17 protein-coding genes and 1 pseudogene are annotated in these 19,907 nt (G+C 43.3%); 8 read left to right on the top strand and 10 right to left on the bottom strand.

Going from position 1 to position 19,907, the window contains the following annotated elements; genetic code table 11:
• Positions 1–176: 176 nt before the first annotated feature.
• From DWV53_RS01740 to DWV53_RS01720, 6 genes are all read right to left on the bottom strand, one after another.
• Positions 177–674, bottom strand: coding sequence for a DNA-binding protein (locus tag DWV53_RS01740; protein ID WP_118151233.1), 498 nt, complete (start codon positions 672–674; stop codon positions 177–179).
• Positions 675–919: 245 nt separating this feature from the next.
• The gene (locus tag DWV53_RS01735; RefSeq protein ID WP_118063318.1) at positions 920–1,141 is read right to left on the bottom strand and encodes a DUF4248 domain-containing protein; all 222 of its coding nucleotides are present in this window, start codon (positions 1,139–1,141) and stop codon (positions 920–922) included.
• A gap of 134 nt (positions 1,142–1,275) precedes the next feature.
• On the bottom strand, positions 1,276–3,303 hold the full coding sequence (locus DWV53_RS01730) for a DUF3987 domain-containing protein (protein WP_181992380.1): 2,028 nt from the start codon (positions 3,301–3,303) through the stop codon (positions 1,276–1,278).
• 42 nt (positions 3,304–3,345) lie between these two features.
• Positions 3,346–3,918: a BT4734/BF3469 family protein gene (locus DWV53_RS01725; RefSeq protein ID WP_118151231.1), complete on the bottom strand. Its 573-nt coding sequence runs from the start codon at positions 3,916–3,918 to the stop codon at positions 3,346–3,348.
• The gene (locus DWV53_RS15590) at positions 3,915–4,085 is read right to left on the bottom strand and encodes a hypothetical protein (protein ID WP_154480346.1); all 171 of its coding nucleotides are present in this window, start codon (positions 4,083–4,085) and stop codon (positions 3,915–3,917) included. Before DWV53_RS15590 ends, DWV53_RS01725 begins: the two co-directional genes overlap by 4 nt.
• A 290-nt stretch (positions 4,086–4,375) precedes the next feature.
• A complete protein-coding gene (locus DWV53_RS01720; protein ID WP_118151230.1) occupies positions 4,376–5,296 on the bottom strand; it encodes a hypothetical protein in 921 nt (306 codons plus the stop codon).
• 351 nt (positions 5,297–5,647) lie between these two features.
• On the opposite strand from DWV53_RS01720, the gene DWV53_RS01715 reads away from it, so the two are divergent.
• The 4 genes from DWV53_RS01715 to DWV53_RS01700 are packed head-to-tail and all read left to right on the top strand — an operon-like array spanning position 5,648 to position 9,480.
• Positions 5,648–6,766: an adenine-specific methyltransferase EcoRI family protein gene (locus DWV53_RS01715; protein WP_118151228.1), complete on the top strand. Its 1,119-nt coding sequence runs from the start codon at positions 5,648–5,650 to the stop codon at positions 6,764–6,766.
• 1 nt (position 6,767) lies between these two features.
• A complete protein-coding gene (locus DWV53_RS16435; RefSeq protein WP_259318887.1) occupies positions 6,768–7,946 on the top strand; it encodes a DUF262 domain-containing protein in 1,179 nt (392 codons plus the stop codon).
• 3 nt (positions 7,947–7,949) lie between these two features.
• A complete protein-coding gene (locus DWV53_RS01705) occupies positions 7,950–8,384 on the top strand; it encodes a hypothetical protein (protein WP_118151226.1) in 435 nt (144 codons plus the stop codon).
• A gap of 1 nt (position 8,385) precedes the next feature.
• A complete protein-coding gene (locus DWV53_RS01700) occupies positions 8,386–9,480 on the top strand; it encodes an SHOCT domain-containing protein (protein WP_118151224.1) in 1,095 nt (364 codons plus the stop codon).
• Between the two features lie 336 nt (positions 9,481–9,816).
• Here DWV53_RS01700 and DWV53_RS01695 read toward each other — a convergent pair whose 3' ends face one another.
• The 3 genes and pseudogenes from DWV53_RS01695 to DWV53_RS01685 form a co-directional block, all read right to left on the bottom strand.
• On the bottom strand, positions 9,817–10,680 hold the full coding sequence (locus DWV53_RS01695) for an Rpn family recombination-promoting nuclease/putative transposase (RefSeq protein ID WP_118151222.1): 864 nt from the start codon (positions 10,678–10,680) through the stop codon (positions 9,817–9,819).
• A 112-nt stretch (positions 10,681–10,792) separates the two neighbouring features.
• The gene (uvrA, locus tag DWV53_RS01690) at positions 10,793–13,633 is read right to left on the bottom strand and encodes an excinuclease ABC subunit UvrA (protein ID WP_118151220.1); all 2,841 of its coding nucleotides are present in this window, start codon (positions 13,631–13,633) and stop codon (positions 10,793–10,795) included.
• A 27-nt stretch (positions 13,634–13,660) separates the two neighbouring features.
• Positions 13,661–13,969: pseudogene (locus tag DWV53_RS01685) on the bottom strand (T9SS C-terminal target domain-containing protein); the annotation flags it as partial.
• 239 nt (positions 13,970–14,208) lie between these two features.
• On the opposite strand from DWV53_RS01685, the gene DWV53_RS01680 reads away from it, so the two are divergent.
• The 4 genes from DWV53_RS01680 (at position 14,209) to DWV53_RS01665 (ending at position 18,562) form a co-directional block, all read left to right on the top strand.
• Positions 14,209–15,603, top strand: coding sequence for a LysM peptidoglycan-binding domain-containing protein (locus DWV53_RS01680; RefSeq protein WP_118151218.1), 1,395 nt, complete (start codon positions 14,209–14,211; stop codon positions 15,601–15,603).
• 41 nt (positions 15,604–15,644) lie between these two features.
• The gene (locus DWV53_RS01675; protein WP_117587342.1) at positions 15,645–16,406 is read left to right on the top strand and encodes a porin family protein; all 762 of its coding nucleotides are present in this window, start codon (positions 15,645–15,647) and stop codon (positions 16,404–16,406) included.
• A 62-nt stretch (positions 16,407–16,468) separates the two neighbouring features.
• Positions 16,469–17,845: an MFS transporter gene (locus DWV53_RS01670; protein ID WP_118151216.1), complete on the top strand. Its 1,377-nt coding sequence runs from the start codon at positions 16,469–16,471 to the stop codon at positions 17,843–17,845.
• 42 nt (positions 17,846–17,887) lie between these two features.
• Entirely contained in the window at positions 17,888–18,562 is a 675-nt protein-coding gene (locus DWV53_RS01665; RefSeq protein ID WP_118063181.1) for a hypothetical protein, read from the top strand.
• Positions 18,563–18,739: 177 nt separating this feature from the next.
• On the opposite strand, the gene DWV53_RS01660 is transcribed toward DWV53_RS01665, so the two are convergent.
• Positions 18,740–19,615 carry a sigma-70 family RNA polymerase sigma factor gene (locus DWV53_RS01660; protein ID WP_006847025.1) on the bottom strand — a complete coding sequence of 292 codons (876 nt, stop codon included), beginning with the start codon at positions 19,613–19,615 and terminating at the stop codon, positions 18,740–18,742.
• Between the last annotated feature and the right edge of the window lie 292 nt (positions 19,616–19,907).

The raw sequence follows: 19,907 nt of genomic DNA, 5'->3' as shown, positions 1-19,907 counted from the left end.
ATAGCTGCTTAGCACATTATTGAATTATTAACGAACTATTGATTTCTATATCCCTTAAAAAAATCCAAGCAAAAAATTAAGCACAATATCAAAAAACTGTCGCAGAAATAAAAATCCCTTGTCCAAATATCTATGTTTGGACAAGGGATATCTTAATTTTCAACTAGTTTAGACGGCTATTCCAGACCGTCACCAGGATTTGTGGTAGTACTACCACCTGAAGTTGAATCACCACCCGAAGTTGAATCACCACCTGATGGGATTGTTGTTCCACCCACCACGCTGCTAGCTCTTCTCACGCTAGCTACACTGTTGAGGTTGGCATTGCTCAAGATACCAGTGGCACGAGCACGGAGTTTTACGCTGCCAATGTTGTTGGCTACGCTAAAGTCAGCCTCAGTCTTTGCACCTTCCTTGTTACGGATACCGACCGAGAAGATGGCGAGATTGTCAATCTTCACATTCTTGCCAGCCAAGAGCTGCTCCTTAATACACTTTACCATCGCTGTCATCATGCCCAGGCACATTGCCTCAGAGAAACCCGTGTTATGCTCCTCCATGTGCTTGGCAAGAGCTGCGAGATTCATCGTTTCCTCCACTACAGGGTAAGCGTACCACTTGCCGTAAGCAGGACTTTTCTTGTTCTTGTTTTCTTTTACTACATACTTAATCATAATGATAAAAATTTTGAGTTAACTACTGCCGACTCCGCTCTCCTCTTTACCCACAGCCTCATACTCTTCGCCCATAGGCGTATGAGAAAAGCTTCATCGCATAACCCCTTTGGATTACATTGCAAATATACCACTTTTCTCTTCGTCGACTATACGATGCCATACGTTGCGTGAGATAGCAAACGTTAGAGGGACATTCTTAGTAGGAAAGCCTTTGCTATCCCCCTAGAATGCCCCTCTTTACCTTATGGCTCACCCAGGTATTCAGCGATTACCGCCACCTGCTTGGGTGTGAAAAACTTGTCCGACTTGCGGTAGCCCATCTTCATCAGTCCCTCGCTCAACTCAGGATTGCGATGAATCCACGACATGAGATGATTGACTGCTGTATGGGCAGAACCTGCATCTGGAAAATACAACATGGCAAGCTCTGACTTGCCGTATGCCTTTACCTTGAATTCCATCATATTTTTCTCAGTTTTTACATTGATATACGATATAATAATTACAACCTTGCAGGGCGTAAGTATCATACTTAGGAGCCTTAAGTAGCATAGTTAGCACTCACAAAGATAATACTTACACCCCAAAAGCAAGATACTTATTTCTCCTCAACTTTAGCCTTACAATAAAAGCCACGACGAAGAGGAGTGATGATGCGATACACATTGCTCATCTGGCTGAGCATCCTTTGTGCGGTTCGCTTGCTGATGTTCTTCGTCTCAGCGCAGGCTAAGAAGTCGGCTGTGCGAAACTCGCCATCAGGAAGCGACTGGTAGACGCTAAGTTCATCAGCGTTTAAGTTCACCCCCGAATTGGCAAAAGGATTTTCATTCTCCTTGGCTAATACAGCATACACACGAGCCGTATGGTTGATGAGGCAACCCATGATGCTCATTGCTGTATGGAAATCACGGTCATCACACACCAAGGCTCGCTCATCAGCAGTGAAAATGTCATCCTTCTTGTTCCAATCCGACAAACGACGCAGGGCAGTCAACACCATCGCATAACGGAAGTTGGCAAGAGCCATACGAAACACAAAGGCATTGAAACCTGCTCCCAACATCTGAAACTGCTCGCAAAGTGTCTCTTCGTAGGTGGAGAGAAATTCCTGCTGCTGTGCCTTGCTCATGACAAACTGGATAGGATTGCCCTTTCTCTCCAACAGAGCGTGATAGAGAGGCAATAAGTCCTCGCCCATCTGCTTATAGGTGTCTTCCAAAGGGGAGTCGCTACGGGCGAATACATCGTGAAACTCCACCGTGTCGTCAGGCAGGTTGTAGAACTGGAATCTACTGCCCAAGCCATTCTCAAACGATGGGAAAAGACGAGGTATCTGGCCAGGAGTGCAGGTGATGAACGCTGAGAGACGTGGATTTTCGATATCGATATGGATTTTATCACTCACACGATTCATAGAAACCGTCTCGTGATGATACGCCTTGCGTAATAAATCAGAGTAGTGACCATAGTCGGAATCTAGCATATTCGACACGGTATCAGCCTCTGTCTCATACATTATGCCCCATCCACCGTTGGCATCGAGGGCACGATATACAGCAGAAGAAGAGCTATTGCCTGGCATAAATGGGTCGCGAAAGACAGGCTCCTTTGGAGCAGGTCCACGCTCGCCCTTATTCTTACCCTTGCCCTGAGCCTCATAAGCAGCCATATCCTCATCATACTGAGCCTTCGAAGCCTCAAATTGTTGACGCATCTCCCTTTTCTCTGGTCGGGCCAACAGCTTGCAGAAAATCAAATCTCCCTTTTTTGTTGCGGCAGAACCATATATGTTGGTAAAAAGCGGTGCAAATACACGATGACCATCATATATGCCGTAGATACCACTCTGTTCTTCGGTCGAACCATTGGCACCACCCATCAAACCCGACACCACATTCAGAACGCCCAAGAGCATCTTGTCTCTGCTCACAGTATCCGGGTGGATTTTATAGACGTTACGGAGGCAAAAAGGCAAATCTTTCTCATTCACCTTGTCGGAGAAAGTATAACCTGTAGTGATAGTTTGCGCCACTGGTGCCATAGTGCCATGTGCCATTTCCTTATCCAAAATACCAGAATTCTTATATTTTTCTATATTTTCTATATATTTGGCATTTGGCACATTGGCGCAAGTGGCACGAACCGTCCCCTCTCTTGCGATAGTTTTCAGGTCGACGCCAACATCCTTAGCCATCTTGAAGAAGGTTTGGATGGTGATGCCTTTTCCATTACCCTTCATGCAACTCGTATATTTCTTGTCGCACTCCTCATAATTGTACTCGGCGTTCATGCTGCTCAACTGGTGAAAGAAACCTCTTCCATCCTCACCCAATCCATCGGATAGGGCGAAACCTAAATTGATCCACTCTTCGTAAGGGGTCTTAATGTCAATATGACGATTTACGAGTGTGAAAACAATGAACTTCACCTCGTCATAAAGATAGGCATCCCCACTTGGAGCATCCTTTTTTCGATGTCCTCCTACGCTTTTTTTATGCAAAGTCTCTTGCTTTGTCTTGTCTTTCCCTGGTAGGGAGGTTCCATTAACAGTACCTGCATAAACATCCAGGTCGAACTGATTCAAGTTGTCCTCCTTATTTTCTGCCTGTTTGTTATTTTCCATATTGTTATCCTTATAAATTTCTTTTTTCATAATCATGGGAATTTAAAATAATTGAAAGCTAGGGTTAATTACCATATTTGCATCCCAGCAGAGGAAACATGCCGAGGCTACATTTGCTGGCGCCGAGTCAGCCTCCAAACCATAAGTCTGGAGGAGATAGTTGCGCACGGCTCGATACCATTTTTCGTGGGAACCACGAGAGAGATCGATATGCGTAACCCACTTCACTCCATCGCCACGCGGACTGGTAAACATCAGCATGGTTTCGAAGTATCGGTCTTGTTCCAGCAGATGTCTAGCCTTCCAAAGATTCTCATTTCCACCGAGGTGGTCGAAGTCGAAACATAGTAGTCCCGAATGCTGTAAGAGTCCATTTTGGTTACGGTAGGCGAATGTTCCACTGAAGGTTGCGAATGGCAAAAAGCTAGCCTTGAAGAGCTTTTGCTCCTTCTCGTCTTTAATGCCCCTAAGTTGCTCGGTGAGTTGCATCATCTTCATCGAGTTCATCCAACAATATACATCCTTCAGGGTACCTTGCTTATAAGGTCTCTGGCTAGATGGCTTGTTGATGCCAGCAGCAAAGAGGCTGAAATGAGCTGGTGTTACATCTTTCATGTCATTTCGTCTTTAGAAAGTTCGACACTAGCGATAGCTTCTGCATGAGCATTAGTCTCGCTTACTCTTTCAGCCGCCATTCGCTTGCGATAGGCGACAGCCAATGGTGTGTTGGCGTGGAGAAGCATATCAGCGATTGCTTCTCCGAGCGTTAATACCTTGTTCATATTTTTTAGGGTATTACTTCTTTCCGTAATGAAGCGTTTTGCAGTCAGATAGTCATGTTCTCAAGCTTCTTAGTCAGAATGCTTGTCTGTCTGCAAGGTTATATGGGTACAACGGAGGATACTTGATAACCTTCGAAAATCAGCCTCTTGGCTAATTCGTATTTACTAATGGGATAAAACGAAAAAGCCAGCAAAAGCTATTAACTTTCGCTGGCAAAATTACAAAAGTTCTTTGTTAGATTCCAAACAATCTAACAAAGACCTAACAAATATTTTAATATCTTTTAAGACTATCTTTTATTTATCTTTCTTGATTCTAGACTCTCGCAATAATCTTCTGCTACATCTAGCATATTATTAAATGGCTGAAGGAAAGTTTCCTTGTGGCTTTGAGCTGCTCGATTTAAATGGGATGAGTAGCTAGATGGCAACTGATCAGAGTGTAATGCTTCGCCTATAGTTTCCATTACATTTTTGATAGAAGCCACCTTTCCATTTTCCTCAAAATATTCTAATTTACACATTGCATAAATTACTTCTGTTACATGAGCGAGATGTCCGTTTGCAATACGAATGTCATGCTTTCCGATAGTTTTTTCTGCCTGCTCAACAGATTCAACCTGGTAATCATGCTCATTGCAACTCTCTACATGAAGAGGGCTATCATATAGTCTCTCATCTATCTCATCTAGAACATCCTTACCTTCCTCTGTAATAACCCAACTACGATGACAACCCAAAAAGGCATGTTTTTTCAAATAGCCTTTTTTAGACAAAAAATAAATCGGATTATGATTGTCAGAAGTTTCAATTATACTCTCAGTTTTTGCATTATTCAGTAACCGAAGCTGCTCGTGATTTAAATCAAACTCTTTTAAAGCGTTTCTTATTATTTTTTTTTCTTTCCGTCTAAAGATTTCCAACGCAGCACTTCCTTTCTTCGTTATTTGAAAAGAACACACTTCACCTCCAGCTAAGAATGAAGCAGACACCATATCCTTAGCTTTAAGCGACTTTAATGTAGAATAAAACAGGGCTTCTGATAAATTTGCCGCTGCCTTCTCATGCTGTTCTCCATCTGCGAGATGTTTCAGCACAACTACTTGTAAATTAGTAAACATATTGTTTCTTATTTTAAATAATTGCCTCAAAATTACAAAAATATTCCAATAAAAAAGAAGAAAAATCAAAAAAAACACAATTATCTCCATAATTTTTATTACTTTTGCACCTAGGTTATCCTTATTATTAAGGAAAAGCCAAAGACATTGTGGGTAAAAACAAAAGCATTCGCTATTATTTCGCGTTTAGCCAAGAGCGTAGGAAACTCAATTTGGAATAACAAGCACGGAAATAATATGTGATAGGTGGTTCGTATATATATATGTAGCCTCCAGTCAATCCGATTAAGCAATGCAAACACGCTATAGGCGTGATGCATTCTTATGGATTGACTGGGGCTCCATTCCTACGCCGCCCCGTGCTAAACGCGATAAGAGGCATCACGCCCTTTTTGTGTTTTAGCGGATTGATAGTTGGGTGCGTAACAACTATCAATAATTATGGCAAATAGTACATTATCAAATGCTAAGGCTGCCAAGAAAGACGAGTTCTATACCATGTTTTATGATATAGAAACCGAAATGGAAGCCTATCTCGATTACAATCCAAATGTATTTCGTGGCAAGACGGTTCTTCTGCCTTGCGATGACCCGGAGTGGAGTAATTTCACAAAGTATTTTGCACAGAATTTTGAAGAACTCGGCTTGAAGAAACTCATCTCAACGAGCTATGCTATCAATAGCAAGGTTATCAAAGCAGGAATTCAAACATCCTTTTTGGAAACAACTTCTCCAAAGTTTGACAAGTCTAAGACTAATACCCATGGTAAAATTTTCGTTTTAGAAAAAGACACTACTGGTGATGGTAAAATCAATCTTGAAGACTTGGAGTGGGACTATCTTGAAGGAGATGGTGATTTCAGAAGCGAAGAGGTTAAAAAGTTAAGAGATGAAGCGGATATTATTGTAACCAATCCACCATTCTCGCTTTTTAGAGAGTTTCTTGCATGGATTGTTGAGGCTGATAAGCAGTTTATCATTATTGGAAATATAAACTGTGTTACCTATAAAGAAGTATTCCCATTGCTTAGAGATAATAAGGTTTGGATGGGATGTACAATCCATAGTGGAGACCGTGAATTTGGAGTTCCAGATGAATATCCTTTGGAAGCAGCAGGATGCAGAATTGATGAAAATGGAAAGAAATACATTCGTGTAAAAGGGGTAAGATGGTACACTAATATAGACCATGGTCATCGCCACAATCCATTGTCTTTGATGTCTATGGCTGATAACATTAAATATAGTAAGCATAAGGATATTCAAGGAAAAAAGTATCAGCATTATGACAATTATGATGCCATTGAAATTCCGTATACAGATGCAATTCCTTGTGATTACGAGAATTTAATGGGTGTGCCAGTTACCTTTCTTGATAAATATTGTCCAGAGCAATTTGATATTATTTGGCAAGCATGTGGAAATACAAGAGCTTCTGCACCTAAGGAAATATTAGATGAAGTCGGATACACCATTCATCCAGAGGATAGAGGTGGATGTGGAGTCGTAAATAATAAGCGACAATATGCTCGAATATTAATCCGTAAAAAACAATCATAATATGGAAAAGAAGTTGAAAATATATACAGTAAAGGAGTTATGTGAAGGTTTTACATATAGTGAAGTTGACGGAAAGGGGTTGTATGGTTTAGCGGGTAAGCTAACCATACAGCCAGAGTATCAGCGCAACTATCTCTATAGTGAGAATCATAGTGAGAAAGAAGCCGCTGTTATAGATTCCGTCTTGAAGGGATATCCTTTAGGTTTGCTCTATTTCAACAAACTTCCTGATGGACGTTTAGAGGTACTTGATGGACAGCAACGCATTACAAGCCTTGGTAGGTACTTGATAAGAAAGTTTTCTATCATGAGAAATAACAAACCGTATAAAATCTTTTCGTTGGATGATGAAGAACGAGAACTCATAGAGAATACAGAGTTAATCGCATACATTTGCGAAGGCACAGAGTCAGAAATCAAGGAATGGTTTGAAATTATCAATATCGGTGGTATCAAGCTCAATGATCAGGAGAAACTGAATGCGATTTATTCCGGACCTTTCGTTAGTGCAGCCCGAAAGGAGTTTAGTAATAAGGAAGATAGTCATATGCAGAAATGGGGATGCTACATCTCTGGCTCAGCCAACAGACAGGAAATTCTGCAAGAAGCCTTGCGTTGGGTTAGTCATGGCAACATCAAGGATTATATGCAGGAGCATCGTCGTGATACCGATATCAATGAACTCAAACTATATTTCAACGATGTCATTTCATGGATAGAGCAGACTTTTGATGATGTCTATCCCAAGATGAAGGGATTGAATTGGGGAGAACTCTACGAAAAGTACCATACTACTCCATACGATCATATCAAGGTTTCACAAAAGGTGAAAGAGCTTTATAACGATCCATGCGTTCAAGATAAAAAGAACGTATTTGAATATGTGCTTGGCGGTTGTAAAGATACAAGATTTCTGAATGTCCGTGTCTTCGATGATAATACCAAGCGCAGGGTTTATGAACGGCAGACGGCAGATGCCAAAAAGAAGCATGAAAGCAATTGTCGTCTTTGTGCTTGTGGCGATGGACCCAATAAGGATAAAATTTGGGCATTAAAGGAAATGGATGCCGACCATGTACAAGCATGGAGCAAGCATGGAGCAAAGGTGGAGCCACAGATGAAAGCAACTGTCAGATGCTCTGCAAGACCCATAATCGGGCTAAAGGAAACAGATAGTTAGAGTATGGACAGAGTGCAAGAGAAGTTAGGAAAGTACCCTTGTTTGGTATGGGTGATAGCATTGATTCCTGTTCTCTTCGGAGGACTTGTATATTTGCTTTATCGTCCTAAAAATATTATTTTGTTTGAGGTATTGAACAAATTGGGTGGTTCCACGACTGTTGATATGGTAAGAAGTAAAGTGGAGCATGTTCATTTGCCGGATTTTGTGGTTTATAGTTTACCTGCAGGATTATGGACAGCATCATATCTTATGGCTATGTGTTTATGTACTAAGCAACTAAATAGGAAAATGAGGCTATCTTTGGCACTACCTCTTCCTATATCTGCAGTTGTATTGGAGTTCATGCAACTGTTTGGCCTTTGTCCTGGTACATTTGATATCTATGATGTGGTGTGCTATGTAATTCCAATTATAATATTTGTAAAATTAGTTTAGTATGAAAAGACAAGATGATTTTGGTGTTGGAGGGGCTTTATTCCTTTCCGTAATTTTTGCTATTATGGCTATATTATCTTACAATTCTGATAAGTCAGGAAATCCCATAGCCATAATACCCGCTATTGGCGTAGTTGTTGGTTTAGTCATGGCTCTTAATGCCAAAAGTAAGGCTTCTGATCGAAAAGCAAGAAAAGAACAGCAGGATATTTTTGCCCAGACGCTGGATTACGATGATTGTTTTGGAAATGGTGACTTAAAATTATATTTTAATTCTCAAAGACAGGACGTGACCATATGCGCAACAACGAATGAAGGTAAAAATATCCAAGTAGTTAGAGATTTTTCTGTTACGGAAACTGTGAAAACAGATAATTATATTGTGTCTTATGATGCAGCCCATAACAAGATATTGCGTATAAAGACTAACAATGGCAATATATTGCTTAAAGAATTCAATCTCAATTATACGTTTAAAAATTGGAATATAGTAATAAAGAAATCTATTCCGGCAGTTAAGGCATATAATGATTATGCTTTCATTACTGATGATGTCAATGAATTTGTTGCCATAGTTACTCCAACAAATATGCATCTGCATCAATATTCTGATATTGTAAGCATTACGTATGAAGAAAATGGTAATGATATGTACAATAAGTCTCTCGGTGGAGCAGTTGTTGGTGGTTTGCTTTTCGGTGGTGTTGGTGCTATCGTAGGTAGTAATACAGCGAAGACTGTTAGAAACAAGAAAATCGAAAGGATGTCTATAAAGATATTGCTCAAGAGTACATCTGATTCTACTATTTTGCTTGATATTTACAAAACAGGAAAAGATAGAGCTGTTCTAGAGACAAAGAATACTGCTGATAAAATTTTCTATGAGGGGCTGATGAAAGAGGTTACGGGCATAAAGGACATATTTTCCATCATTATAGACATAGTTGATAAGAGTTGTGCAAGCCAAAATCAAAGGGTAAGTGTTTCCTCATCAAATAGCATTGCTGATGAACTGACCAAATTGGTTCAACTCAGAGATGCAGGTATTCTTACGGAAGAAGAATTCCAAGCACAGAAAGCAAAATTATTGCAATAAATGTAAATAGCAGCCCCAACATTGCTTAAATTCCGTACCGCCAAAGTACTCCTGTTATCATGTACTTTGGCGGTATGTTATAATTCTAGCCTGTCAGTATCTATATCGAATACTACAGGCTCATTTATCGGCTCATTTACAGGCTCATTTTGTATATGCAACGTTAATTTAACTGATGATAGTGCTGTATCGTTACCAAGCGTAGCGGTGTAATCGGTACCATGCTATCGTCACATTTTAAACAGAAACAAATTTCCCCAACCCTCTTGAGAAAGTAGGTTGGGGTTATTTGTTATGGTATCCAGCATAAAAGAAAAACGTTAGTTTTCGCTTTTATCAGTAGCTCAGATTTTGAACCATATCCAAAGGTAGCTGGGTCGCTTTGGCTACCTGTTCTGTTGGAAGTCCCATAGCCAACAAACGTTTAGCCGTTTCAATGTTGGCTTCAGTTCTACCTTCTATTCTACCTTCTTTTTTCGCCGTATCAATAGAGTTCTTGATATCCCGATATGCCATTTTACTAGCTTCATATTCCCGAATCTCCTGAGGTGTAAACTTGGCAATCTCTGCTTCCTCGAAAAGTCGGTCGAAAACCTTATCGCACAGTTCTTTCGGGCGCTGAGTAAGTTTATAGAGGTTCTTTAGTGCATAAAGCCACTTCTCGTAGAGTGTTTCCAATTCTTCCAAGGTCTTATTGAACTTGGCAATCTCTACATAGATAAACTCCAGCTTATCATAGAAAATCTTGTGGGTAGCGGTATCGCACAACTGTACATGGTGACGGATTTCCTCCTTGTCGAAGGCATCCTCGTTCATGTTGAAATTGAGCAGGGCTACGGTATAGATATGGTTGAGCTTGAAATCCCATTCATTACCTTTGGGTGCCTGCTCACGGATAGGGAAGGTAGAATAGAACAGAGCACGATCTTTGAAATAAGTCTGATAGGCATTCTGCATTTCTACGATGAACTTCTCGCCGTTTTCTCCTTCGCAATACACGTCGAAGATAGCCTTGCGGTCGGTATAAACATCACCGACGTGCTCCGGGTTCAGATACGAAACGTCCTTAACAACCTGTCTGCCATTGAACAAGCTGTTGAGGAAGCAAATGAGCAAATCCTTGTTCATTGCTGTTCCAAAAATGCGCTTGAAGCCGAAATCGGTCAGCAAGCTGATGTATCGTTCTTCTACCTGTTTCATACGCTGTTTGTTTTATATCTTATGCAAAGATAAACTTAATATTTGTAACATCCAAACTTTTAGAGCGTTTTTTTTAATTTTCTTCTGCCACAGCCTTCGCTCCTATCCTGATTTATTCAGGTTTCCCTGATTTCTTCAGTAAAGGGGCGAGGAACTTGTAGGTATATCCCTTCTGCTGCTTTACCATTTCTTCTGGTGTTCCAGCAAAGAGGAGCTGACCGCCGCCTCGTCCACCTTCCGGACCCATGTCGATGAGCCAGTCGGCGAGTTTGATGACATCGAGATTGTGCTCGATGATGATGACCGTATTGCCACGGTCTACCAGTTTCTGGAGTACATCCATCAGGATGCGGATGTCTTCGAAATGCAGACCGGTTGTCGGTTCATCGAGAATATAGAGCGTCTTGCCTGTATCACGCTTCGAGAGTTCGGTAGCCAGTTTTACGCGCTGACTTTCACCGCCAGAGAGGGTAGTGGAACTCTGTCCTAACCTGATGTATCCGAGACCTACATTCTGTAATGCCTTGATCTTCTGCAGTATCTGAGGAACATTCTCGAAGAAATCTACCGCCTGGTTGATGGTCATGTCGAGAACATCGGCTATGCTCTTTCCCTTGTATCTTACCTCCAGCGTCTCGCGGTTGTAGCGTTTGCCGTGGCATACCTCACAAGGTACGTAGACATCCGGCAGGAAGTTCATTTCGATGGTCTTATATCCGTTACCCTTACATTCCTCGCATCTTCCACCTTTCACATTGAAGGAGAATCTGCCCGGCTTGTAACCGCGGATCTTTGCTTCGGGAAGTCCTACGAAGAGCGAGCGGATATCGCTGAACACGCCTGTGTAGGTAGCTGGATTGCTGCGAGGCGTTCTGCCTATAGGACTCTGGTCTACATTCACTACCTTGTCGATATTCTCGATACCATCGATGCTCTCGTATGGCATCGGTTTCTTGAGCGAACGGTAGAAATGCTGCGAGAGGATAGGCTGGAGAGTCTCGTTGATGAGAGTAGATTTGCCAGAGCCGCTGACACCCGTTACGACAATGAGTTTGCCAAGTGGAAAATCAACATCCACCCCCTTGAGGTTGTTGCCCGTAGCTCCGTGAATGGTGATATGCTTGCCGTTGCCTTCTCTGCGGAGGGCAGGCACCTCAATAGCCATCTTGCCGTTGAGATACTGGGCGGTGATGGTATCGGTCTTGAGCATCTCCTGAGGTGTGCCCTGGAAGACAACTTCACCTCCCTTGCGTCCCGCCTTCGGACCGATATCTACTATCCAGTCGGCAGCCCGCATCATATCTTCATCGTGCTCCACCACAATTACGGTATTGCCCAGGTCGCGAAGTTCCTTCAGACTGTTAAGCAGACGTTCGTTGTCGCGCTGGTGCAGACCGATGCTCGGCTCATCGAGGATATAGAGTACATTGACCAGCTGGCTACCAATCTGAGTAGCCAGACGGATGCGCTGGCTCTCGCCACCCGAGAGAGAAGCTGACTGGCGGTTGAGCGAGAGATAATTGAGTCCCACATCGAGGAGGAAGGTAACGCGTGAGCGCAACTCCTTGATGATTTCGTGAGCCACCTTCGCTTTCATCGAAGGCAGATGCTGTTCCACTTCTTCGAGCCAATCGCGCAGTTCATCGATGTCGAGACTGGCTACTTCGGATATATTCTTATCCCAGATCTTGAAAGAGAGCGATTCCTTTTTGAGTCGCAAGCCATGGCATTCAGGACATTCGATGGTAGAGATAAACTGGTCGGCCCATTTCTTGCCTGCCGCACTTTCGTCATCCTCCATCACCTTCTGCAGGTAGTCGATGATGCCATCGTAGGCGCAGAAATAGTCGGTAGAGGTATGCACCTTTTCTTTCTCAATCTTCACGTTTTCGAGCGAGCCATAGAGAATTTCCTGCATGGCATCGCCCGGAATCTCACAGATAGGTGTCTTCAGGTTGAGGTCATACTTGCTGAGTAATGATTCTATCTGCCAGAAAATCATCTGGTTCTTGTATTTGCCGAGTGGAGCGATGCCGCCTTCATGGATGCTGAGTTTATCATCGGGAATTACCTTCTTGATATCAATCTGGTTCACCTTTCCCAGACCCTTGCAATGCGGACAGGCACCTTCGGGAGAGTTGAAGGAGAACATGTTAGGAGCTGGATCCTGGTAGGCGATACCCGTTACAGGGTCCATGAGACGCTTGGAGTATGTCTTGGCCTCCTTGGCACCTTTCTCAAGAACCATTACCATGCCGTCGCCCTGTTTCATAGCCGTTGCCACACTCTTGCGGATGCGTTCCTCATCTTCTTCCTTCACCACCAGTTTATCGACCACAGCTTCTATATTGTGGTTCTTGTAGCGGTCGGTTTTCATATTGGGAACGATTTCGAGGATGTTGCCGTCGAGTCGCACATAGAGATACCCCTTTCTGCGCATACTTTCGAAGAGTTCGCGGTAATGACCCTTGCGCTGGCGTACGAGGGGAGCGAGCAGGAAGATAGCCTTGCCCTTATAATCGCTGAGAATCATGTCGATGACCTGTTCCTCGGTATATTTCATCATCTCCTCGCCACTCTGATAGCTGTATGCAGTACCGGCGCGGGCATAGAGCAGACGGAGATAGTCGTAAATCTCGGTGGTAGTGCCCACGGTAGAGCGGGGATTCTTGTTGGTGGTTTTCTGTTCTATGCTGATGACCGGACTCAATCCCGTAATCTTATCAACATCCGGGCGTTCCATATTACCCAGGAAGTTGCGGGCATAGGCAGAGAAAGTTTCGATATATCTGCGCTGACCTTCGGCAAAGATGGTGTCAAAAGCCAGTGAACTCTTGCCCGAACCCGAGAGTCCGGTAATCACGGTGAGGGAATCTCGCGGAATCTCCACATCTATGTTCTTGAGGTTGTGGACCCGTGCGCCCCATACATTTATCTTTTCTTCTGAATTCATATTCCAATTCTGCTAATTGCTGTTTGCCTAATAGTTACTGTTCTGCTCTTCGGTATAACCTCTGAGCAGGTTGACATCACGTTTGATGTTATACACCACGCCATCTGCCCCCTTCGCCTTGACGAGACAGAAGTAGACACCCTCCTTGACCGGTTTTCCGCGGTAGGTGCCATCCCATCCCGTGGCAGGGTCGGTCCATTCATATAGTTTCTGTCCCCACCTATTATATATATAGGCGTGGAACTCCTCAATGTTCCGGTAACCATCCTTGGGCTTGTAGATGTCGTTGATGCCATCGCCATTTGGAGAGAAGGCATTCGGCATGAGAAGAGAACTGACCTTGGTCGTCTCTTCTGTGTTGTCCTCCTCGTCGTCGTTGACTTCCTGAGCGTGTAATTGACACGTCAAAAGTGGCAACATGATGCAAAGTAATGCTATTTTTCGTCTCATTTCTAAAATAATTTGTGCAAAGATAATAAAAAGATGAGAGATATTGCGTCAGATGCAAGATTTTTTGTATTTTTGCAGATGAAAACATGAAATATTTGAAGATATCGTTAAAAAAATCTTGAGATATGAGACAAAAAATGAGATATTTCCTGCTGTTCGTTGGGCTTCTGCTCAGTGTCAGCATTGGCGCGCAGACTGTAAAATGGCGCGACATTTACACAGTTAAGAAGAAAGATACCATCTTTGGTATCGCCAATAAATATGGATTGAGCCTTCCTGAACTGATGGATGCCAATCCGGAGATGAAGCGTGAGGGATACATGCTGCAGAAGGGAGCTACGCTCTTTATTCCATACACCAAAGACCAGAAGAATCCTAATCAGGTGAACGGTCAGAAGTCGGGGAATGGGGCGACGGTTCAGAAAACTGCTACAGCTCCGGCAACCTCAAAGGCTGCTGTTGCCAGAAATGCGGTAAAGGTAGGCGTGATGTTACCTTTGCATAATGTTGATGGCGACGGCAAGCGAATGGTGGAGTATTACCGCGGTTTGCTGCTGGCTTGCGAAACCCTGAAACAGCAGGGCGCCGATATAGATGTGCGTGCCTGGAACGTTCCTATTGATGCTGATATCCGGAATACACTCTTGCAGGAGGGCGCTAATCAATGCGACATCATCTTTGGTCCACTTTATACCAAGCAGGTGGCTCCGCTGACCAACTTCTGCAAGACCTACGGCATCAAACTGGTGATTCCGTTCTCTATCAGCGGAGATGATGTAGAAAGAAACAAAGAGATTTTCCAGGTTTATCAGAGCGATGATGCGCTGAATGATGCGACCATCAAGGCATTCCTGAGCCGTTTTACCAATGTGCATCCTATCTTTGTAGACTGCAATGATTCTACTTCGAGAAAGGGCAACTTTACGTTTGGTCTGCGCAAGGAACTGGAACGCAGGAAAATCAATTATAGCATCACCAATGTGAATTCAAGTATCGATCAGTTTGCCAAGGCTTTCATGCCTTCCAAGCAGAATGTGATTATCCTGAATACGGGACGTTCGCCACAGTTGACTCAGGTATTGAACAAACTCGACGAATTTGATGCGAAGTATCCGGGTGCAGCCATTTCTCTCTTCGGCTATACCGAATGGCTGATGTATGCCAAGTATAATCTGGAAAGATTCTATAAGTATGATACTTATATCCCTTCCACCTTCTATTATAACCCGAACTCAGCACAGACCAAGGCGCTTGAGAGCCGTTATGAGCGATGGTTCCATCAGCCTATGATGGTGGCACAGCCAAGATTCGCCATCACCGGTTTCGATCACGGAATGTATCTGATTCAGGGTGTCAAGAGATATGGCAAGAACTTTACAGGTGAGCGCCAGCAGATGACTTACCAGCCCGTGCAGACTCCACTCCGTTTCGAGAAGACCAGTAGAGGAGGATACAAGAACAAGAGTTTCCAGTTGATTCACTATACCTTTAATCATCAGATAGAGGCGGTGAAGTACTAGTTTACAGTTTACAATTTATAGTTTACAATTTATAGTTGATAATGAATAGAAATATTGGGTTGCTGATTCTGATGCTCATCTTCGGAATTCCAGTTTCGGCACAGATAGGAGAGCATCGTAATGATTTCGCCATCGGTTTTAATGGGGGCTATATGATGAGTAGCGTAGGATTCACACCCGAGGTGCAGCAGAAGCAGCACGGCGGACTGACGGGCGGTTTCTCGATGAGATATACCTGTGAGAAATATTTCAAGACCATCTGTTCTATCTATGCCGAGGTAAACTATGCGCAGGCAGGATGGGAAGAGGATATCCTGGATAAGGAGAATAATCCGGTGATTATAACCGAAACCAAAGAGGCGATGGCTTACAAGCGTACCATCAACTATATTCAGGTGCCAATCTTCGCGCATCTGGCATGGGGTAGGGAGACAAGAGGACTGAATATCTTCGTGAATGCCGGTCCGCAGTTTGGTCTCTATCTGAGTGATTCGCAGAAGACCAACTTCTCGGTAGAGCACATGCCGGCAACCGACAATAACCGTGTAAGTCCGGTGGTGGCTCAGGATACAATGGCAGTCAAGAACAAGCTTGATTATGGTATCGCCCTGGGTCTGGGTGCTGAATACAGTATTCCGAAGGTGGGGCATTTCCTTGCCGAAGCCCGATACTACTATGGTCTGGGAAATATCTACGGTGCTTCTAAGCGTGATTATTTCGGAAAGAGTAATTATGGACAGATTGTTCTGAAACTCTCTTATCTCTTTGATATCACCAGAACGAAGAACGTGAAACGGAAATAGATGATAATTAATAATAGATAATTAATAATGATAACGGGTTTATCATTTATGTTTTAAAGAAAATGAGTACAACAGAAAAAATGCAGATGAAATTGAGCGACTCGAAGTCAGCTCGCTGGACCGCCCTCCTCATCGTGAGTATCACGATGATGTTTGGTTACTTTTTTACAGATGTGATGTCTCCACTGGAGCCTCTCTTGACAGCAGCCAAGGGAGCAGAGAATGGTCTCGGACTCGGATGGAATTCGGATGAATACGGCTTCTTCTCTGGAGCTTACGGATACTTCAATGTGTTCCTCCTGCTCCTCTTCTTCGGTGGTCTTATCCTCGATAAGTTTGGCATCCGTTTCACTGGTATCCTTTCTACCGTCCTGATGTTTGGTGGAGCCTTGTTGAAGTGGTATGCTTTAGGTCATGAGTTTGACGGAATGGTTGCTGTACCATTCTTCGGTACTTACAGTACGCAGGTAGTGATAGCTGCTCTTGGCTTTGCCATCTATGGTGTAGGATGCGAGATATGCGGTATCACAGTGAGCAAGGTCATCGTGAAGTGGTTTACGGGCCATGAGTTAGCTCTGGCAATGGGTGTACAGGTTGCTACGGCTCGTTTGGGAACTGCTGCAGCCCTGAGTGCTTCTCTTCCTTTTGCCAAGGCAATGGGTGGAGTATCTGCTTCTGTTGCTTTGGGCGCTGTATTGCTTTGCGCTGGTGTACTGGTTTATCTGGTTTATTGCGTGATGGATAAGAAGGAGGATGCATCTGTGGCAGCTGTGGCTACTGAGCCGGAAGAAGGTTTCAAGTTCTCTGACTTGGGAGGTCTTTTCAAGACAATAGGTTTCTGGTATGTGGCTGTACTCTGTCTGATGTTCTATGCAGGCGTATTCCCATTCCTGAAGTTTGCTACCAAGCTGATGATTTTCAAGTATGGTGTGGATGCTAATATGGCAGGTCTGATTCCTGCAATGTTGCCTTTCGGTACCATCTTCCTCACACCGCTCTTCGGTAGTATATACGATAAGTATGGCAAGGGTGCCACGCTGATGATTATCGGCAGTTGCCTCCTGACCTTTGTGCACGTCATGTTTGCCCTGCCAATCAACTCTTGGGTGCTTGCCATCGTGCTGATGCTCATTCTTGGCGTAGCCTTTGGTCTGGTACCATCAGCCATGTGGCCATCTGTGCCAAAGATTATCCCAATGAAACTCTTAGGAACTGCATACGCCCTTATCTTCTATATCCAGAACATCGGACTGGCTCTCATTCCGGTATGGATTGGTAAGGTGAACCAGGCTAACACGAGTGCTGATGGTGTTATCGACTATACCCAGACGATGACCATCTTTGCAGCCTTCGGTGTGATTGCTATTATCATTTCTTTCCTCCTCTTGTTTGAAGATAAGAGAAAGGGATATGGATTGCAGAAGCCTAATGTGAAATAAGTGAAGAGTGAAAGTATAATTTTTAAAAGAAAGGAAATAACCATGAATGCGACACCTGAATCATTGATTAAGGACTATGCTGACCCGATAGAGCAGCAGGAGATTGACAAGTTTGTATGTTCTGAGATGGGCAGACAGATACACCGGTATATCAAAGGTATGTCGGGTACCAAGCAAGCTATGTTGAAATTTGAGGAAAGGCTAGCCAGCCTCTCTGTACCAGAGAAGGAGAAGGCGATAGCCAAGTATATTGATCTGAACAGAAAAGCATTGGATGGTCTTGACTTGAAGATGATTCTGGTCCGTTCGGTAGCCAACTATTGTGACACCTTCCAGTATATGCTGGATTTTGTCAACGATAAGCGCAAGATGGTTTTCTATTACCAGCGCATCAAGGCGAAATACATTCAGTATCATGAAGTATTTGAGCAGGATGGAAAGTTTGGTATGAAAGATCATCAAGGCAACATCTTACTCTCGCCAACTTATGATTTCTTGCGCACCTGCTACATTTATAATGATGACTTGAGCATCATGCCGGTAATAGCTGAGAAGAATGGCAAGATGGGACTGGTAATGCCGGATGGTAACGATACGGTAGTGGCGGATTTCCTTTACGACGAAATTTGCTTGCGTGATGAATATCCTTACTTCGAAGCATCCCGTGAAGGTATCAGTGGCTTTATTGATAAGTTTGGAAACTTTGTTAATAGTTAACAGTTTATAGTTAATAGAGAAAGGGCAATCAGATTGGGATGAACCAACTGATTGCCCCTTTTTACTTTCGTTGCTATGAGCAACTTGGTTTTATCTATTTTTCTCTCGTCTTCAAAACCTAGTGAAGAAGAAAAGCAAAAGAATTCTTCACTCTTCGTTCTTCACTCTTCACTTAACTTATCCCAAGTACTTCATCAAGATTTTGATCTTACCGCTATCACGGAGCTTGATGATACTCTTTTCGCGAATCTGGCGAACACGCTCACGGGTAAGGTTGAACTCGCTACCGATTTCCTCCAAACCCTTCTCGTGGCAACCGATACCATAGCAGTAGCACAGAATCTTGCGCTCACGGTCTTTCAATACAGAATTGAGAACGCGGTCAAGCTCGCTCGCCATAGACTCGAAGTCTACACCCTTGTCGGTACGGCTGTCATCACCCGAAGCCATCACGTCGACCATCGCATTGTCGTCATCATCGCTACCGAATGGAGCATCTATACTCATGTGGTGATTATCTGCCTTGATAGTCTGGTCGATTTTGCTTTCTTCCATCTTTGTGATTTGAGCGAGCTCAGCAACAGAAGGTTTGCGCTGGTTCTCCTGCTCAAACTTACTGATTTCTGCACTAATCTTACTCAATGCACCTACCTGGTTCAAAGGCAGGCGAACGATACGGCTCTGCTCGGCAATAGCCTGCAGGATGCTCTGACGAATCCACCATACGGCGTATGAGATAAACTTAAAGCCGCGGGTCTCGTCAAACTTTTCAGCAGCCTTTACCAAACCGATGTTACCCTCGTCGATGAGGTCGGTAAGAGAAAGACCTTGGTGCTGATATTGCTTAGCAACAGATACAACGAAACGAAGGTTTGCTTTTACCAATTTCTCCTTGGCACGTTCTCCCTCACGACCGCCTTTGCGAATCTTCTGGGCAAGTTCGATTTCTTCATCGATAGAGACCATAGGCTCTCTACCAATCTCCACCAAGTACTTGTCGAGTGCTTCACTGGAACGGTTGGTTATACTCTTACTAATCTTAAGTTGTCTCATAAATATCCTTTTACCTTTCTATTTAGAATTTTTTGAAGTATTTTTGTGTATCCCGAAACCTCCTCATGGTTTCGGGGTGCAAAGGTACGAAAAAAAATGCAATTACGTTGTAATATAAACGGATTTTTTTTATCTGATTTGTCTGTATTTTAGAATTTTAGTCGATTTTCAGTGGAAAAGTGCTATGCGATGTGCGGTTTTTTGTGCAATAAGTTTGAAATATGGAATAAATTATGTATCTTTGCACACAAATTGCGAGAAAAGAATAACTAAATAATAAAATAACAACAAA

Origin of the sequence: Segatella copri (assembly GCF_003465495.1) — a bacterium.
GTDB classification, from domain to species: Bacteria; Bacteroidota; Bacteroidia; order Bacteroidales; family Bacteroidaceae; genus Prevotella; species Prevotella copri_G.
Note: the sequence above shows the minus strand (reverse complement) of the source record. Positions and strands in the feature narration are given on the sequence as shown.

Bases quoted from the DNA above. Each gene is read 5' to 3' on its own strand.
- DWV53_RS01740 (WP_118151233.1), bottom strand. From the start codon at position 674: ATGATTAAGTATGTAGTAAAAGAAAACAAGAACAAGAAAAGTCCTGCT.
- DWV53_RS01735 (WP_118063318.1), bottom strand. From the start codon at position 1,141: ATGATGGAATTCAAGGTAAAGGCATACGGCAAGTCAGAGCTTGCCATG.
- DWV53_RS01730 (WP_181992380.1), bottom strand. From the start codon at position 3,303: ATGGAAAATAACAAACAGGCAGAAAATAAGGAGGACAACTTGAATCAG.
- DWV53_RS01725 (WP_118151231.1), bottom strand. From the start codon at position 3,918: ATGAAAGATGTAACACCAGCTCATTTCAGCCTCTTTGCTGCTGGCATC.
- DWV53_RS15590 (WP_154480346.1), bottom strand. From the start codon at position 4,085: ATGAACAAGGTATTAACGCTCGGAGAAGCAATCGCTGATATGCTTCTC.
- DWV53_RS01720 (WP_118151230.1), bottom strand. From the start codon at position 5,296: ATGGAGATAATTGTGTTTTTTTTGATTTTTCTTCTTTTTTATTGGAAT.
- DWV53_RS01715 (WP_118151228.1), top strand. From the start codon at position 5,648: ATGGCAAATAGTACATTATCAAATGCTAAGGCTGCCAAGAAAGACGAG.
- DWV53_RS16435 (WP_259318887.1), top strand. From the start codon at position 6,768: ATGGAAAAGAAGTTGAAAATATATACAGTAAAGGAGTTATGTGAAGGT.
- DWV53_RS01705 (WP_118151226.1), top strand. From the start codon at position 7,950: ATGGACAGAGTGCAAGAGAAGTTAGGAAAGTACCCTTGTTTGGTATGG.
- DWV53_RS01700 (WP_118151224.1), top strand. From the start codon at position 8,386: ATGAAAAGACAAGATGATTTTGGTGTTGGAGGGGCTTTATTCCTTTCC.
- DWV53_RS01695 (WP_118151222.1), bottom strand. From the start codon at position 10,680: ATGAAACAGGTAGAAGAACGATACATCAGCTTGCTGACCGATTTCGGC.
- uvrA (WP_118151220.1), bottom strand. From the start codon at position 13,633: ATGAATTCAGAAGAAAAGATAAATGTATGGGGCGCACGGGTCCACAAC.
- DWV53_RS01680 (WP_118151218.1), top strand. From the start codon at position 14,209: ATGAGACAAAAAATGAGATATTTCCTGCTGTTCGTTGGGCTTCTGCTC.
- DWV53_RS01675 (WP_117587342.1), top strand. From the start codon at position 15,645: ATGAATAGAAATATTGGGTTGCTGATTCTGATGCTCATCTTCGGAATT.
- DWV53_RS01670 (WP_118151216.1), top strand. From the start codon at position 16,469: ATGAGTACAACAGAAAAAATGCAGATGAAATTGAGCGACTCGAAGTCA.
- DWV53_RS01665 (WP_118063181.1), top strand. From the start codon at position 17,888: ATGAATGCGACACCTGAATCATTGATTAAGGACTATGCTGACCCGATA.
- DWV53_RS01660 (WP_006847025.1), bottom strand. From the start codon at position 19,615: ATGAGACAACTTAAGATTAGTAAGAGTATAACCAACCGTTCCAGTGAA.